The sequence below is a fragment of the Novosphingobium profundi genome, from assembly GCF_020524485.1.
Lineage (GTDB): Bacteria > Pseudomonadota > Alphaproteobacteria > Sphingomonadales > Sphingomonadaceae > Novosphingobium > Novosphingobium profundi_A.
Genome location: NZ_JAIVLF010000007.1, coordinates 1 through 13,578 on the forward strand (window position 1 = coordinate 1; position 13,578 = coordinate 13,578).

A 13,578-nucleotide genomic window follows, 5' to 3' on the forward strand; every position below is an offset into this window, starting at 1 on the left:
CGGGGAACAAGCTGTCCGTCTATCGTGGCGACCACCCCAAAGCGCCGTGTTTGGCGGCGTGCTTCGCTGCGGTGAGAGGCCCTCTAAGTGACACCTCCGATTCGGTCAAACCCTTTTTTCAAAAAAGTTTCATCAAATCATGCCAGACCGGTTTGTTCCGGCCTGAGGCTTATGTGGGGTTCCTGCCGGGCCAGTTCAAGGGCGACCCGTGCACCCTGGCTAGAGGCTATCCTGTCCCGTTCCGGGTGCCTCGCCTCGGATGGTTTGTTTACCTGCCCGCCTTAGCCTAGGGTTTCGAGTTCGAGATCCAGCCCCGAAACAGAGGGGGTGGACACCAATGGGAATACGCGCGCCTGATGTCCTCCTGCCCACCTCCTGCCATCAGCGTGGCGATGAGCGTCTACAATGGGGAACGCTACCTGGCGCAGGCTATAGAGAGCGTGCTCGCCCAGACCTTTACCGATTTCGAGTTCCTCATCCTCGACGATGGTTCGACGGACGGTTCGCGGGCGATCCTGGAGCGCTACGCGAAAAGCGATGCGCGTATTCGCCTGACCTTGCGTGAAAACAGGGGCCTTATCGTCAGCCTCAACGAGCTTGTCGTCCTGGCTCAGGCCCCCATCATTGCGCGCATGGATGCCGATGACATCTGCCGGTCGGATCGCTTTGCCCTCCAATATGCCTTTCTGAATGCCCACCCCGAGTACGGCGTGGTGGGCAGCTGGAGCGCGGACATCGACGGCGAAGGCCGTCCGCTCCCCCCGATCGGCGCGGATCACCCCTGCACGCACGACGAGATGCTGGCGGCCATTGCCCGGGGCGGCCAGCTCATCTGCCACCCCTCGGCGATGATGCGCCGTTCGATTGTCGTAGACGCGGGCGGGTACCACGCGGCCTTCCGGCATTGCGAGGACCTGGACCTGTGGCTGCGCCTTGCCAGCCTCACCCGCCTTGGCAACATTCCCGAGAGACTGCTCCAATACCGGCGCTATCCCGAACAGGTCTCCTCGCGCCATGCGACCGAACAGCAGATCGGCAGCGCGGTTGCCCGCCTCGCCTATGCCGAGCGCGCCGCCGGACGGAGCGACCCCACGGCCGATCTTGAGCGCCTGCCGCCGCTCGATGCCTTCGACGATCTTTTCGGGCGCGAAGGCGTGACGCGCGCGCTGCGCGGGCAGATCGCCCTGCACCTTGTCTATTCGCGCGAGGCCATGGGCGGAGATGGCTTTGCCCTGCTTTTGCAGCACATCGAGGATGGCGGTGAAACGCAGGGCCTGTGGCGGACGGTCGTGCGGCTCGTGCGCTTCAGCCTCCCCGGCCGTGCGCTGCGCCTTGCCAGGGCCCTCCTCGCGCGATGAGTGTGCGCGGAGCCGCCCTGTGGTCGATGGGCGCACAATACGCGACCTTCACCGTCCAGTTTGCCGCGAGCGTCATCATCTCGCGCTTCTTCCTCCTGCCCGCCGACGTCGGCCTCTTCTCCATCGCGCTCGCCGCGGCGATGCTCGTCTCGATCTTCCAGGACCTGGGCATCACGCGCTTCATTTCGGGCCAGCCGCAGATGGAGCCCGGCGCCGTGCCGTTCTATGCAGGTGTCGCGGTGACGATTGGCTGGTCGGTCGCGCTTGTCGTCGCGCTGGCCGCGTCGCTCGTCGCGCACCTTTACGCAGAGCCCGCCCTCGCCCCGCTGTTGTGGCTGATCGCGGCTTCCTATCTCGTGACGCCTTACGCCACGGTCCCTGCCGCCCTGCTGGTACGCGCGATGGATTTTCGCGCGCTGTTCAAGGTCAATGCCGGAAGTGCGCTGGCCGGGAACGGCACCGCGGTCGCGCTTGCGGCGATGGGCTTTGGAGCCGGGTCCCTCGCCTGGGGCGTCCTGGCCACCGCGCTCGTGCGCGCCGCGCTTGCCAACTGGCAGCGCCCGGTGCGCCCCCGCCTGCCCCGCGTGCTCGCCTCGGTCCGGCCAATGCTCGGCTTCAGTTCGATGTCCTTCGTCCTGAGCGCGAGCGCGGCCATCGGGCAGCGCTCGCAAGACCTCATCGTCGGACGCCTGCTTGGCCTTGCCGCGACCGGCCTGTTTTCGCGCGCGAGTGCCCTTGCCGGACAGCTCACCACGCTGCTGACGGGCGCCATTGGCACCGTCTTCTATGCCGCCTTTGCCCGTAAGCGCGACGCGGGCGAACCGCTGGCCGAGCCCTATCTGCACCTTGTCGCCTGCTATACCGCACTCAACTGGGCCGCGATGCTGGGCCTGGCGCTCGCCGCCGAGCCGCTGGTCATGCTGCTCTATGGCCCCAACTGGATGGGCTCGGCCTCGCTGCTGCGCTGGACCGCGCTGGGCGAGATCTTCTTCGTGGCCGTCCCCCTGCAGATGGATGTCCCGCTCCTGCTGGGCCAGATCCGGCGCCTCGTCTGGGTGAACCTGCTCGATACTGTCGCCGCCGTCGCGATCCTGACCGCTGGCGCCTGGATCAGCCTCGAGGCCGCGGGCCTGAGCCGCATCGCTTATGGCTTTGTGTGGTGGGCGATCTACGCCAGCTATCTTGCGCGCCTCATGGCCTTTCCCTTCACCGCGCTCCTGCGCGTGTACCTGCGCAGCGGCGCCTGCGCGCTCGCGGCGGGCCTCCCGCTTCTGCTCGCGCGGTGGAGCGGACACGGCGGGGCCGAGATGCCCTTCCTGCAACTTCTCGTCCTTTCGGGACTGGGCGTCGGGCTCTGGCTCATCGCCCTTGCCCTCACCCGCCACCCAGCCTGGAGCGAAGTGCGCGCGATGCTCACCGCCCTCGCCTCGCCGCTGCGCGCGCGGCTCGGCCGCTGAGGAGACCGCCCCATGCGCATGGCCTACCTCGTCCTCGCTCACGACAACGCCGCGCAATTGCGCCTACTCATCGAACGCCTGCTCGTGTCTGGAAACGAGGACATCGCGATCATCCACGCCGACCGCGCCTCGCTGCTCTGGCCCGAGCTGGAAGGCGAGCTTCCCGGACCTTCAGGGCGCGTCCATCTCATCCCCGATCCGGTGACCGTGCGCTGGGGGCACTGGAGCCAGGTTGCCGCCGTTACCAAGCTGGTATGCGAGGGCTTGCGCCTTGGCTGCGATGCAGCGCACCTCATCAGCGGGGCCGACTGGCCGCTTCTGCCCCGCGCCGATCTGGCGCAGGAAATGGCGAAGGGTCTGTGCCATATCGAGGTGCGCCCTGGGCACCTCGAAGAGCGCATGCAGACCTACCGCTTCGACACGCGCTATCTGCGGCTCGATCCGCAGGAGGACGCGCGCGCCTACGCGCTGACTTGGCAGCTGCGCCGCCTGGCCCGCTGGGGGGATACCGCAAGACGCCTCTTGCACCTCGATCGGGCGCGCCCCTTCGGCCCATGGTCCTATGGCGCGACCTGGTGGTCGCTACCCGCCGATGCCCTGCAGACCCTGGGCGAGATCCTGCCCTGCACGCTGGCCTCCGGGCGCCTCAACGGAACCGTGTGCAGCGATGAACATGTCATTCCCACCATCATCGGTACGCACTTCCCCGGCCGGCTCGCCCCCAACCGCCGCTTCGTCGACTTTCCCGAAGGCGCCTCCAGCCCGCGTACGCTGAGCCGCGCCGACACGCCTGCCCTGGAGGCCAGCGGCGCCTTCTTCGCGCGCAAGTTCGACATGGGCCTCGATTCCTTCTTTCTCGACCTGCCCCGCACCTGATACGCCCTGCCGTTCCTGCAAAGGGATGCAATTTGCGCGCAAGGCCCCTAGATAGCGCCCATGCCACCTGACAGCGCTGCTCCCAATTCCGATGCCAACCACGACGGCTGGCGCACCCTCCTGCGGTTCCTGCCCTATCTGTGGCCGCGGGAAAACAAGGGCTTGCGCGTACGCATCGTCATTGCCTGCGTGTTCATCCTGGCCTCCACCGGCACGCAGCTGCTGCTGCCCTACCTCCTGCGCTGGGCGGTCGATGCCATGGGCGCCACCGGCCCCAAGCTGATCCAGCTCGCGATGTGGACGGTGCTGGGCTATGCGGCCGGACGCCTGCTCCAGACCAGCTTCGACAACTTGCGCAACATCGTCTTCGAGCGGGTCGGGCAGGACGCGACGCGCGCGCTCGCCGAGAACGTCTTTGGCCAGCTGCACCGCCTCTCGCTGCGCTTCCACCTCTCACGCCGCACCGGCGAGATCACCAAGACCATCGAGCGCGGCACCAAGAGCATCGACACGATGCTCTACTTCATGCTCTTCAACATCGCGCCGACCGTGCTCCAGCTCGCGATCGTCGCGGTCATCTTCTACGTCAATTTCGGCCCCGGCCTTGTCGCCGCGACCGCGACCGCCATCGTCGCCTACATCTGGGTGACGCGCACGATCACCGAGTGGCGCACCAAGCTGCGCCAGCAGATGAACCGGCTCGACGGACAGGCGCTCGACCGCGCGGTGGATTCGCTCCTCAACTACGAGACCGTGAAGTACTTCGGCGCGGAAGCGCGCGAGCAGGAGCGCTATGCCTCGGCCACCCGCGCCTATGCGGAAGCGGCGGTGAAGAGCGAGAATTCGCTCGGCTTCCTCAACATCGCGCAGGCCGTGGTGACCAATCTCCTGATGGCGGGCGCGCTCGCCTGGACCGTCTGGGGCTGGTACCGGGGCGAATACACGGCGGGTCAGCTGGTCTTCGTCCAGACCTACCTCACCCAGCTGTTCCGCCCGCTCGACATGCTCGGCATGGTCTACCGCACCATCCGCCAGGGCCTGATCGACATGGCCGAGATGTTCCGGCTGATCGACACCCAGGTCGAAGTGCCCGACCGCCCGAGCGCCCCCGCGCTCGCGATCGGCGAGCCCAGCGTCACCTTCGAGAATGTCGTCTTCGGCTACGAGCCCGACCGCACGATCCTGAAAGGACTCTCCTTCCACGTCCCCGCGGGACACAACGTCGCGCTGGTCGGACCTTCCGGCGCGGGCAAGTCGACCATCGCGCGCCTGCTCTTCCGCTTCTACGATCCGCTCGAAGGGCGCATCCTGATCGACGGGCAGGACATCCGCGAGGTGACCCAGGCGAGCCTGCGCGCCGCCATCGGCATCGTCCCGCAGGATTCGGTGCTGTTCAACGACACCATCGGCTACAACATCGCCTATGGCCGCGATGGTGCGGGCATCGCGGACGTGGAGGCCGCCGCGCGCGGCGCCGCTCTGATGCCGCTGATCGAGCGCCTCCCGCAGCGCTTCGACACCGAAGTGGGCGAGCGCGGGCTCAAGCTTTCAGGGGGCGAAAAGCAGCGGGTCGCGATAGCCCGCACGCTGGTCAAGAACCCGCCGATCCTGATGCTGGATGAGGCGACCAGCGCGCTCGACACGCGCACCGAGAAGGACATTCTGGGCACGCTCCAGCGCGTCTCGCGCGACCGCACCACGCTCTCCATCGCGCACCGTCTCTCGACCATCGCGGGCTCGGACCGCATCCTCGTCCTCAACGAGGGGCGGCTTGTCGAGAGCGCCAGCCACGGCGAGCTCCTCGCCCAGCGCGGGCTCTATGCCGAAATGTGGGCGCGCCAGGCCAGCGAAGCCGAGGACCTCGACGAAGCCGCCGAGTAGGGGCCGCTGAGTAGGGGCCGCCAAGTAAGGCCCGGCTTTCGCCCACGACAGGGGCGTCCGGGCCACCCGCGCAAGCGCCTCGAAAAGGGGGCGAATCCTCTGCCTGCCGCGCCCATCGGGGGATCCGCCGCAGGCCGCAGCGCCCCCGCGCGTGCTGCGCCTGCGAGATCACAAGGCTTGCCATTGAGCTTGCGAATCGGCAAAAGCGGCGCATTCGCAAGGACCCGGTGCAATTCCGGGTGGCTATCCCGGCCGCCGATCCGCCGGGCAACATCACACACATGCTTTTGAAGAACCCCGGATTTTTGAATTGAAACCCGGCGCTCCCATGTGCCTGATGCGGAAAATTACCTAAATGAGCAGCTTTCTCGCCCACTACCGTCAGGGATGGCGGTCGAACATTCGCGCCGACGTGCTTTCGGGCCTCGTCGTCGGCTTGGCCCTGATCCCCGAAGCCATCGGCTTCTCGATCATCGCCGGGGTCGATCCCGCGGTCGGCCTCTGGGCCTCGGTCGCCATCGCGATCATCATTTCCTTCACCGGCGGACGCCCCGCCATGGTCTCGGCCGCGACCGCCTCGGTGGCGGTGCTGGTCGGCCCGCTCGTGCGCGAGCACGGCGTCGACTACCTCTTCGCGGCGACCATCCTGATGGGCGTGTTCCAGATCATCGCAGGTATCCTGCGGCTGAACCTCGCCATGCAGTTCGTCTCGCGCTCGGTCATCACCGGCTTCGTCAACGCGCTCGCCATCCTGATCTTCATGGCCCAGCTGCCCGAGCTGACCGGCGTCACCTGGCACACCTACGCCATGATCGCGGGCGGCCTTGCGATCATCTACCTGCTGCCGCGCCTGACGACGGCCGTCCCCTCGCCGCTCATCGCCATCGCGGTCCTCACCGCGATCTCGCTGACTTTCGACACCCCGGTCCACACCGTGGGCGAGATGGGCGAGCTGCCCAAGGGCCTGCCCTCCTTCGCCTTCCCGCAGGTCCCGCTGACCTTCGAGACGCTGCAGATCATCACCCCCACCGCGCTCGCGATGGCGGCGGTCGGCCTGCTCGAAACGCTGCTCACCGCGCAGATCGTCGATGACATGACCGGCACCGATTCCTACAAGCGCATCGAGTGCCGCGGCCAGGGCATCGCCAACATCATCGCCGCCCTGTTCGGCGGCATGGGCGGCTGCGCGATGATCGGCCAGTCGGTCATCAACGTGACCTCGGGTGGCCGGGGACGCCTTTCGACACTGACGGCGGGTATCTTCCTGTTCATCCTCCTCGCCGCGCTCGGCCCCTGGGTCGGCCAGGTGCCGATGCCCAGCCTCGTTGCGGTGATGATCATGGTCTCGATCGGCACGTTCTCCTGGAACTCGATCCCCAACCTGCGCCGTCACCCCTGGCAGAGCTCGGTGGTCATGGTCGCGACCGTCGTCACCGTGGTCGCCACCAGCGACCTGTCGAAGGGCGTGATCGTGGGCGTGCTCCTCTCCGGCGTATTCTTCGCCCAGAAGGTCCAGCGCCTCTTCACGCTGGAGCGCACGGTCGAGGGCGACACCGCCACCTACCGCGTCGCAGGCCAGATCTTCTTCGCCTCGGTCCACCGCTTCATCGAGCAGATGGATGCGGCGAGCGAGACGGCCCCCAAGGTGGTCATCGACATGGAAAAGGCGCACCTGTGGGACATTTCCTCGGTCGAGGCGCTCGACAAGGTCGTTGCCGAACTGGCCAAGGGCGGCGCGGACGTGCGTGTCGTTGGCTACAACCGGGCGAGCGCGGACATCGTCGACAAGTTCGCCGCGCACGACAAGACCGGCTTCGAGCTGGGCACCGTGCCGCACTGATTGTTTCTCCGGGAACCGGGTAGCTGTTCAAGGGTTGGCAATAAACGAACCCTTGACTGCCCCGCCCGAGTTCCCGGAGTCCCCCGTTGAAACGTTCCCTGCGCCACCTGCCCGACCTGACGACCACCCTCCTCTACGCCGCCGCGCTGGCTCCTGCCGCCGCCGTTTTGCTGGTGGTCAGTCCTTTCCAGGTCTGACCAAGACGCATCCGGACACGAAAAAGGGCGAGACGGCCCAGACCGTCTCGCCCTTTTTCGTGTCTGCAGACCATGCAGGTCACATGACCACGTCGGCCTCATGCCAGATCACCGCCTGCGCCGCCTTCATACAGTTCTCGGCCGTGTCCCAGCTGATCGATGGCGAACCGTAGAGCCGCCAGCCCTGCTCCAGAGCCTCGGAAATCCGCTCACAGAAGGCGCGGTCGTCCTTGCCGGTGAGGAGGCGATAGATCGGGCGGTCTTCGGGCGTCTCGTATTGCGACATGGGCGCGGCATCCTTCTTTAAATGGCGTTTACCCGATGCCTAGCCACTCCAGAGGCGCAGGCAAGCCCTGCCCGCAAGAATCGCGCGCGGCACGGGTCCCAACGCCGGATTACGGAAAAGCACCCGAAGCATTCCGTTTGGCAAAAGGCGCAGGGCATCAGGTAGAATGGTCCGAGGGCCATCGCCCTCGGGCTCCCCGAACCGGGCAAGCCTTGGCGTGCGCCCCCGCCCCTGTTCGGGAATGGTAAGGTCTGCCCCCGAACGACCTATTCGCCCGGATAGCGTTCGAATTCGGGAAGGTCCGCGATGCCGCTCATCCAGGTGATCCGGTCCGCAACCTGGATCTGAACCTCGGGCGCCAGCACTTCGGGATCATCGAATGTAGCGATGGGCAGATCAACGAGCCCCGGCAGCACCTGCGCATTCACGAACCACAGCGGCGTGCCGCAGGTGGGGCAGAAATGGCGGATCGAAGCGCCCTCCCCGTTGTAGCGGCCAGGCTCCCCCGAAAGGATCGTGAAGCCCGCTTCGGGAAAGGCCGCCCAGGCGACCATCGGTGCGCCCGAGGACTTGCGGCAATCGGTGCAATGGCACAGCGCACGGTGCGCGGGCTCTCCCTCGACACGGTAGCGAACAGCGCCGCAACGGCACCCACCTTCGAGCTTCATCGGCGATTCTCCTGCAGCCCCGACCAACAGAACGTACAGTGAACACGTAAGCCCGTAAAGCGCGATCAGCCGGCCTGAAGCGCCTCCAGAACGGCGAGCGCCCGGTCCTTCTCGGAAAAGGGGACGAAGACGTGATCGTGGTGGAAGGCGGCAACCATGTTGCAGGCGATGCCGGCCTCGGCGAGCGCGGTGGAAACCGCCGCCGTCAGCCCGTGGCCATCCAGCGCAGAGTGGACCTCCAGCACGATCCGCGCCATCGGGAGCGAGGTGTCATGCCCCGCCATTTCGGCAAAGGCGAGGGGAAGGATCTGTGAGAGACCTTCCGCCTCGGCAAAGCTCGCGATGGCCTGCGTGAGCGGCGCGCCGCCAGTGCAGAAGATCCAGGTTTCGGGATCGAGCCGGGGCGACATCCCCGCGATCATCGCGCGTCCCTCGCGCACCGGCCCGTCCGTCATTACAGGATGTACTTGGAAAGATCGGCGTTACCGGCCAGGCCTTCGAGCTTCTCGCGCACGTAGGCCTCGTCGATCGTCACCGTCTCGCCGCCACGGTCCTCGGCCTCGAAGGAGAGCTCCTCGAAGAGCTTTTCCATGACCGTCTGGAGGCGGCGGGCGCCAATGTTCTCGACGCTCTCGTTCACCTGCGCGGCGATCTTGGCGACTTCGCGCACCGCGCCCTCGGTCATCTCGATGGTGAGGTCCTCGGTGCCCAGCAGCGCCTTGTACTGGGCGACCAGGTTGGCCCGCGTTTCGGACAGGATGCGCACGAAGTCCGCCTCGGTCAGCGCCTTCAATTCGACGCGGATCGGCAGGCGGCCCTGGAGTTCGGGCAGCATGTCCGAGGGCTTGGAGACGTGGAACGCGCCCGAGGCGACGAAGAGGACATGGTCGGTCTTCATCGCGCCGTACTTGGTGGCTACGGTCGTGCCCTCGATCAGCGGCAGCAGGTCGCGCTGCACGCCCTCGCGGCTGACGGTGCCGCCGCGCTGGTCGGAGACCGCGATCTTGTCGATCTCATCCAGGAAGACGATGCCGTTCTGCTCGGCATCGGCGATGGCGACGCGCTGGACATCGTCCTGATCCAGGCGCTTTTCCGATTCCTCGTCGACCAGCTTGTCCCAGGCCTCGGGCACCTTCATCTTGCGCCGCACGGTCTTCTGGCCGCCGAACGCCTTGCCCATCATGTCGGAGAGATTGATCATCCCGACCGAGCCGCCCATGCCGGGGATCTCCATGGCGCCGCTCGGCGCGTCCTCGACCTCGATCTCGACTTCGGTGTCGTTCATCGCGTTCTGGGTGATGCGCTCGTGGAAGGCGGCGCGGGTGGCCTCGGAGGCCCCTTCGCCGACCAGCGCGTTGAGCAGGCGGTCCATCGCCGCCTTGCTGGCGGCCTCGCGCACGGATTCGCGGCGGCGTTCCTTTTCAAGGCGGATCGCTTCCTCGACGAGGTCGCGGGCGATCTGTTCGACATCGCGGCCGACATAGCCGACTTCGGTGAACTTGGTCGCTTCCACCTTCACGAAGGGCGCATCGGCCAGCTTGGCGAGGCGGCGGCTGATCTCGGTCTTGCCGCAGCCCGTGGGGCCTATCATCAGGATGTTCTTGGGCGTCACCTCATCGCGCAGGTCGGCGGAGAGGCGCTGGCGGCGCCAGCGGTTGCGCAGCGCGACCGCGACGGCCTTCTTGGCCTCGGACTGGCCGATGATGTGCTCGTCGAGCGAAGCCACGATGGCCTTGGGGGCAAGGGTGTCTTTCATGGGTCTCTTCGCTGCAATCAGATGGTTTCGACCGTCACGCGGTCGTTCGTGAAGACGCAGATGTCGGCGGCGACCTGCATGGCCTTGCGCGCGATCTGTTCGGGATCGTCCTCGTAGGCGTCGAGCGCGCGGGCCGCGGCCAGCGCGTAATTGCCGCCCGAACCGATCGAGGCGATCTGGCTGTCGCCGATGGCCTCGGGTTCGAGCACGTCGCCGTTGCCGGTGAGGATCAGCAGCGAATCGGCGTCCGCCACGATCATCAGCGCTTCCAGGTTGCGCAGGTACTTGTCGGTGCGCCAGTCCTTGGCAAGCTCGACCGCGGCGCGCATGAGCTGGCCGCGGTGCTGCTCCAGCTTGCGTTCAAGACGCTCGAACAGGGTGAAGGCATCGGCCGTCGCGCCGGCGAAGCCGCCGATGACCTTGCCGCCCTCACCGATGCGCCGGACCTTGCGCGCGTTGGGCTTCATGACGGTGTTGCCCATGGAGACCTGACCGTCTCCGGCGATCACCGTACGCCCGCCCTTGCGCACGCCGATGATCGTCGTCCCATGCCACTGTACCAGGCCGTGGCTCGCTGCATCGCTATTCATGGGCGAGGATATATGCCCGCATGTGTGCCGTTCAAGACATAGCCTGCGCCCGATTGCACGCCCCCCACGCAAAAGGCGCGCGGGAGTGTGCATCCCGCGCGCCTTTGCAATGGATCTGCGGCCCCTTCGAGGCCGCGCTCTTCAAGCCGGAACGATCAGCTGCCGTTCGGACCCGGGCCCTGCGGTGCCTGACCGCCGCCCATGCCGCCGGTGCCCACCGCGCCGATGTTGCCGAACAGGTCTTCGAGCAGCGTGCGGTGACGGCCCAGCGTAGGCGTCTTGTCGCCGTTGGGGCTGATGCGGGCGACCTGCTCCATGCCGCGGCGCTGGACGTCCAGCACGTTGTCGTTGGCGTCGAACTGGACACGGAACACGGTCTGCTGATCGGTGCGCGGCTTGCGGAACGCGGGCGTCTTCACCGTCTGCGAGACATAGTACCAGTCCTTGGCGCCGAACTGGCTTTCAAAGGTCGGACGGCCCAGCGTGCGCTCCACCGACTGGCGGTTGTCGACGCCCGGCTGCACCGAATCGACCAGCGTCTGATCCACGATGTACCCGCGATGGTCCTTGATCGAGCTGCAGCCCGCGACCAGCGCGCCAAGCGCGAGGAGCGCCCCTGCCGACCTGAGCTTCAAACCACGGTTACCCATCACTACACTCCAAAACCTCGGGGACATGGCGGGCAAGGATCCTTGCCAGCGCGCCTGCCGCCCATGTATCGGCATCAGGCCTTAAGGCCCCGAAAGCGCGTGCGCAATGGCTGTGCGCCCAAAGGGACCCGATTTGCACGGCCTTGGCCAGTGCCGATTGAATTGCCGCTGAACGAAGGAGTGCTCTGCCCCGTGTCGTTGTTTTCCCGCCTCATGGGCACACGCAAGGCGCCGCGCACCGACATGCGCCCGCTCTGGCACCGCCTCGTGGAAATTGCCCGCGAGGAACACTGGTACGCGCGCGAAGGCGTTGCCGACACGGTGTCGGGCCGTTTCGATGCGGTGACACTGGTGATGGCGCTTATCATGCTGCGCATGGAACGCGCCGCACTCGACGCCGAGGCCCCTGCCCCGCTGATCGATGCCTCCGCGCGCCTCACCGAACTGTTCGTCGAGGACATGGACGGCCAGCTGCGCCAGTCGGGCGTGGGCGATCTGGTCGTGGGCAAGCGCATGGGCAAGCTGGTGAGCGTCCTTGGCGGGCGCATCGGCGCGCTGCGTGACGCGCTTGCCCCGGACAGCGACACCGCGCTCGAGGACGTCCTCGCGCGCAACGTGACCCTGAACGAAGGCGCTTCAACGGCGGCACTGGCCGAAGCCGTGCGCGCACTTCACACCACCTTCCAGTCCCTGTCCGACGACGACCTGCTAGCCGCAAGGATTGCGCGATGACTTCTTCCCCCGACACCCCCACTTCCGGCCCCACCCCGGCCCCTGAATTCTCGCACACGGTCGACGTGCGCCAGGTCGAAGGGCTGGCCCCGCGCCTGGAAGCGAACGAGACCGAGCGCGCCGCGCTGGCCAAACGCTTTGGCCTGGTGCGCCTCGACAGGCTGGTCGCCCAGCTTGAACTGAGCCGCAAGGAGCGCACCGTCTCGGTGAAGGGAACGCTTGATGCCGCCTGGGTGCAGACCTGCGCGATTTCGGCCGATGAACTTCCCGTGGAGATTTCGGGCGAGCCCATCGAGGTGCGCTTCGTGCCCCAGCTGACCGGCTATGCGCCCGATGCCGAGATCGAGCTCGACAGCGACGAACTTGATGAAATCGAATATTCCGGGACCTACATCGATCTTGGTGAAGCGGTCGCGCAGTCGCTCGCGCTCTCGATCGACCCGTACCTGACCGGCCCCGACGCCGAAGCCGCGCGCGCCGAAGCGGGCCTGTCGAGCCCGGAAGACAACAGCCCCTTTGCCGCGCTCAAGGGCCTCACCGGCAAGGACTGAGCCGGGCGGCCAGCCTGAACGCAAAAAGGGCGGGATACCCTGTGGTGCCCCGCCCTTTTTGCTTTGTGATCGGAGCTTCGATCAGAACGGAATATCGTCGTCCAGATCGTCGCCGAAACCGCCGCCCGAGGAGGACGAGGACGAACCGCCGCTGCGGCCCCAGTCGCTGCCGCCCGAGGACGCGCCGCCACCCGAGGAACCGCCGCCCCAGCTGTCGCCGCCGCCCGACGAACCACCCGAACGGCCCCAGTCGCCGCCGCCCGAAGACGAGCCGCCACCGCCGCCCCAGCTGTCGCCGCCCGAGCTGCCGCCCATGCCGCCACCGCTGCGCTGGCCACCGCCGCCGCCCGCGCTGTCGAGCATGGTCAGCACGCCGCCCATGCCCGCGACCGAGATCTCGGTGGTGTAGCGGTCATTGCCGTCGCGGTCCTGCCACTTGCGGGTACGCAGCTGACCTTCGATGTAGACCTTCGAGCCCTTGCGCAGGAAACGCTCGGCGACGCCAACGAGGCCGTCGGACTGGAGCACGACCTGGTGCCACTCGGTACGCTCGCGGCGTTCGCCGGTCTGGCGGTCCTTCCAGGTTTCCGAGGTCGCGATGCGCAGGTTCGCCACGCGCCCGCCGTTCTGGAACGACTTCACTTCGGGGTCGGCCCCGAGGTTGCCGACGAGGATGACCTTGTTGACGCTGCCTGCCATGGATGAATCGCTTTCTTCTGAATTTCGGCCACCGGAG

At 66.8% G+C, this 13,578-nt stretch carries 15 protein-coding genes and 1 other annotated feature; of the genes, 8 read left to right on the forward strand and 7 right to left on the reverse strand.

The window, feature by feature from the left end:
- The 6 genes from LC060_RS18810 to LC060_RS18835 form a co-directional block, all read left to right on the forward strand.
- Positions 1 to 290 (forward strand): hypothetical protein (locus tag LC060_RS18810; RefSeq protein WP_226638252.1); only part of this gene is annotated, 290 nt, incomplete at its 5' end.
- A 66-nt stretch (positions 291 to 356) separates the two neighbouring features.
- Complete coding sequence (locus tag LC060_RS18815; RefSeq protein WP_226638253.1) at positions 357 to 1,358, forward strand: glycosyltransferase; 1,002 nt, start codon at positions 357 to 359, stop codon at positions 1,356 to 1,358.
- Entirely contained in the window at positions 1,355 to 2,815 is a 1,461-nt protein-coding gene (locus LC060_RS18820; RefSeq protein WP_226638254.1) for an oligosaccharide flippase family protein, read from the forward strand. The genes LC060_RS18815 and LC060_RS18820 overlap by 4 nt, the downstream gene beginning before the upstream one ends.
- A gap of 12 nt (positions 2,816 to 2,827) precedes the next feature.
- Positions 2,828 to 3,691, forward strand: coding sequence for a glycosyl transferase (locus LC060_RS18825; RefSeq protein ID WP_226638255.1), 864 nt, complete (start codon positions 2,828 to 2,830; stop codon positions 3,689 to 3,691).
- Positions 3,692 to 3,751: 60 nt separating this feature from the next.
- Positions 3,752 to 5,572, forward strand: a complete 1,821-nt coding sequence (locus LC060_RS18830) for an ABCB family ABC transporter ATP-binding protein/permease (protein WP_226638256.1) — start codon at positions 3,752 to 3,754, stop codon at positions 5,570 to 5,572.
- Positions 5,573 to 5,789: 217 nt separating this feature from the next.
- Positions 5,790 to 5,845 (forward strand) — a sequence feature (sul1 is cis-regulatory element that is thought to sense ions involved in sulfur or methionine metabolism; They are found in Alphaproteobacteria).
- An 82-nt stretch (positions 5,846 to 5,927) separates the two neighbouring features.
- On the forward strand, positions 5,928 to 7,412 hold the full coding sequence (locus LC060_RS18835; protein WP_226638257.1) for a SulP family inorganic anion transporter: 1,485 nt from the start codon (positions 5,928 to 5,930) through the stop codon (positions 7,410 to 7,412).
- A 276-nt stretch (positions 7,413 to 7,688) separates the two neighbouring features.
- Here the strand turns inward: LC060_RS18835 and LC060_RS18840 are convergent, their stop codons facing one another.
- The 6 genes from LC060_RS18840 to LC060_RS18865 all read right to left on the reverse strand — a co-directional run bounded on the left by LC060_RS18840 (position 7,689) and on the right by LC060_RS18865 (position 11,559).
- A complete protein-coding gene (locus tag LC060_RS18840; protein ID WP_148626424.1) occupies positions 7,689 to 7,895 on the reverse strand; it encodes a DUF1737 domain-containing protein in 207 nt (68 codons plus the stop codon).
- A 266-nt stretch (positions 7,896 to 8,161) separates the two neighbouring features.
- On the reverse strand, positions 8,162 to 8,563 hold the full coding sequence (locus tag LC060_RS18845) for a GFA family protein (protein WP_226638258.1): 402 nt from the start codon (positions 8,561 to 8,563) through the stop codon (positions 8,162 to 8,164).
- Between the two features lie 65 nt (positions 8,564 to 8,628).
- A complete protein-coding gene (locus LC060_RS18850; RefSeq protein ID WP_226638259.1) occupies positions 8,629 to 9,018 on the reverse strand; it encodes an ACT domain-containing protein in 390 nt (129 codons plus the stop codon).
- The gene (gene hslU / locus LC060_RS18855; RefSeq protein ID WP_226638260.1) at positions 9,018 to 10,319 is read right to left on the reverse strand and encodes an ATP-dependent protease ATPase subunit HslU; all 1,302 of its coding nucleotides are present in this window, start codon (positions 10,317 to 10,319) and stop codon (positions 9,018 to 9,020) included. Before hslU ends, LC060_RS18850 begins: the two co-directional genes overlap by 1 nt.
- 17 nt (positions 10,320 to 10,336) lie before the next feature.
- A complete protein-coding gene (gene hslV / locus LC060_RS18860) occupies positions 10,337 to 10,909 on the reverse strand; it encodes an ATP-dependent protease subunit HslV (protein ID WP_226638261.1) in 573 nt (190 codons plus the stop codon).
- Between the two features lie 155 nt (positions 10,910 to 11,064).
- Positions 11,065 to 11,559 carry an outer membrane protein assembly factor BamE gene (locus LC060_RS18865; RefSeq protein ID WP_226638262.1) on the reverse strand — a complete coding sequence of 165 codons (495 nt, stop codon included), beginning with the start codon at positions 11,557 to 11,559 and terminating at the stop codon, positions 11,065 to 11,067.
- 192 nt (positions 11,560 to 11,751) lie between these two features.
- Here LC060_RS18865 and LC060_RS18870 point away from each other — a divergent pair, with 192 nt between their 5' ends.
- Positions 11,752 to 12,291, forward strand: coding sequence for a ubiquinol-cytochrome C chaperone family protein (locus tag LC060_RS18870; protein ID WP_226638263.1), 540 nt, complete (start codon positions 11,752 to 11,754; stop codon positions 12,289 to 12,291).
- Complete coding sequence (locus tag LC060_RS18875) at positions 12,288 to 12,842, forward strand: YceD family protein (RefSeq protein WP_226638264.1); 555 nt, start codon at positions 12,288 to 12,290, stop codon at positions 12,840 to 12,842. Before LC060_RS18870 ends, LC060_RS18875 begins: the two co-directional genes overlap by 4 nt.
- Positions 12,843 to 12,923: 81 nt before the next feature.
- On the opposite strand, the gene ssb is transcribed toward LC060_RS18875, so the two are convergent.
- Complete coding sequence (gene ssb / locus LC060_RS18880) at positions 12,924 to 13,541, reverse strand: single-stranded DNA-binding protein (RefSeq protein WP_226638265.1); 618 nt, start codon at positions 13,539 to 13,541, stop codon at positions 12,924 to 12,926.
- Positions 13,542 to 13,578 lie beyond the last annotated feature (37 nt).

What these genes read in the sequence shown, in the direction of transcription:
- ssb (WP_226638265.1), bottom strand. Translation starts at nt 13,541, where the DNA reads ATGGCAGGCAGCGTCAACAAGGTCATCCTCGTCGGCAACCTCGGGGCC.
- hslU (WP_226638260.1), bottom strand. Translation starts at nt 10,319, where the DNA reads ATGAAAGACACCCTTGCCCCCAAGGCCATCGTGGCTTCGCTCGACGAG.
- LC060_RS18840 (WP_148626424.1), bottom strand. Translation starts at nt 7,895, where the DNA reads ATGTCGCAATACGAGACGCCCGAAGACCGCCCGATCTATCGCCTCCTC.
- LC060_RS18845 (WP_226638258.1), bottom strand. Translation starts at nt 8,563, where the DNA reads ATGAAGCTCGAAGGTGGGTGCCGTTGCGGCGCTGTTCGCTACCGTGTC.
- hslV (WP_226638261.1), bottom strand. Translation starts at nt 10,909, where the DNA reads ATGAATAGCGATGCAGCGAGCCACGGCCTGGTACAGTGGCATGGGACG.
- LC060_RS18875 (WP_226638264.1), top strand. Translation starts at nt 12,288, where the DNA reads ATGACTTCTTCCCCCGACACCCCCACTTCCGGCCCCACCCCGGCCCCT.
- LC060_RS18850 (WP_226638259.1), bottom strand. Translation starts at nt 9,018, where the DNA reads ATGACGGACGGGCCGGTGCGCGAGGGACGCGCGATGATCGCGGGGATG.
- LC060_RS18815 (WP_226638253.1), top strand. Translation starts at nt 357, where the DNA reads ATGTCCTCCTGCCCACCTCCTGCCATCAGCGTGGCGATGAGCGTCTAC.
- LC060_RS18825 (WP_226638255.1), top strand. Translation starts at nt 2,828, where the DNA reads ATGCGCATGGCCTACCTCGTCCTCGCTCACGACAACGCCGCGCAATTG.
- LC060_RS18830 (WP_226638256.1), top strand. Translation starts at nt 3,752, where the DNA reads ATGCCACCTGACAGCGCTGCTCCCAATTCCGATGCCAACCACGACGGC.
- LC060_RS18820 (WP_226638254.1), top strand. Translation starts at nt 1,355, where the DNA reads ATGAGTGTGCGCGGAGCCGCCCTGTGGTCGATGGGCGCACAATACGCG.
- LC060_RS18835 (WP_226638257.1), top strand. Translation starts at nt 5,928, where the DNA reads ATGAGCAGCTTTCTCGCCCACTACCGTCAGGGATGGCGGTCGAACATT.
- LC060_RS18865 (WP_226638262.1), bottom strand. Translation starts at nt 11,559, where the DNA reads ATGGGTAACCGTGGTTTGAAGCTCAGGTCGGCAGGGGCGCTCCTCGCG.